The 1,018-nt window shown below is 76.2% G+C and carries 2 protein-coding genes; both read left to right on the top strand.

Annotated features, from left to right (window positions below):
• On the top strand, positions 1–538 hold a 538-nt coding region (locus tag HMPREF3105_RS00335; RefSeq protein ID WP_141762356.1), incomplete at its 5' end, for a zinc-binding dehydrogenase.
• Positions 535–984, top strand: coding sequence for a hypothetical protein (locus HMPREF3105_RS00330; RefSeq protein ID WP_070708501.1), 450 nt, complete (start codon positions 535–537; stop codon positions 982–984). The genes HMPREF3105_RS00335 and HMPREF3105_RS00330, both read left to right, overlap by 4 nt.
• Positions 985–1,018: the final 34 nt, after the last annotated feature.

Here is a 1,018-nt window from a genome sequence, read left to right as displayed (position 1 = left end):
TGCACGGGTGCTGGGCACCGCCGGCGGCCCGGAGAAGGTGGCGCTCGGCCGGCGGCTGGGCGCCGAGCACATGTTCGACCACCGCGCCGCCGAGTCCGGTGCCTTCGCCCCGTGGGTCAAGGAGGTCACGGACGGCCACGGCGCGGACGTCATCCTCGACGTCGTCGGCGCCCCGTACCTGGCGCCCAACGTGTCCGCGCTCGCCCCCGAGGGCCGCATCGTGACGCTCGCGGTCCAGGGCGGCGCCGTCCCGGAGGACTTCAACATCATGAAGCTGGTGGTCAAGCGCGGCTGGCTCACGGGGGCGACGCTCCGCTCCCGCTCGGTCGTGGACAAGGCCGGGATCGTGGCCGCGACCGAACGTGCCGTGTGGCCCCTGGTGGCGGCGGGCCGCATCGACGCGAGCGTCGGGGCGTGCTTCCCGCTCGCCGAGGCCGCCGAGGCGTTCGACTGGTTCGACTCCGCCACCCGCACGGGCAAGGTCGTGCTCGTCACCGACCCCGCCGACGCGCGCCGGCCGTCCGGCGACCGCGCATGAGGGGGCCCTTCGCACGCTTCCGTCAGGAGCGTGCCGACGACCGCGAGCTCGGCACGGGGCTGTGGCGCCGTGCCCACGACCGCCTCGGCCGGGCCATGGACCGCTACTGGCAGGTGCTGGAGGGCCAGCGGGGCACGGACGTGCTGAGCCCCGAGGAGCGCAACGGCGTGGTCCACGCCGGCAAAGTCCTCACGGAACGGCTCCCCGCGGTCCGTGCCCTGTGCGTCCGCCTGCACCGGGACCACGAGGGCGACGGCGAGCACATCCCGGCCGAGGCCGCCGACGTCCACCGTGAGCTCTCCCGCGCCGCGCACGAGCTGGCCGCCACCGCCCAGGCCCTCGCCCTGTACCGGCTCGGTCAGGGCTCGGCGGAGTCGGTCGGCCGGCACGCCGAACGCACCCTCGGCCACCTGGACCGGGCGGAGGAGCTGGGAGCCGGGCTCTGACGGCGGCGCGCCCCGGACGGCCGGCCCGGAGACG

Source organism: Micrococcus sp. HMSC31B01, assembly GCF_001816085.1.
GTDB classification, from domain to species: domain Bacteria; phylum Actinomycetota; class Actinomycetes; order Actinomycetales; family Micrococcaceae; genus Micrococcus; species Micrococcus luteus.
This window is presented reverse-complemented; position numbering and strand designations above follow the sequence as displayed.

Excerpts from the sequence above, each read along its gene's own strand:
- HMPREF3105_RS00330 (WP_070708501.1), top strand. The coding sequence starts at position 535 with ATGAGGGGGCCCTTCGCACGCTTCCGTCAGGAGCGTGCCGACGACCGC.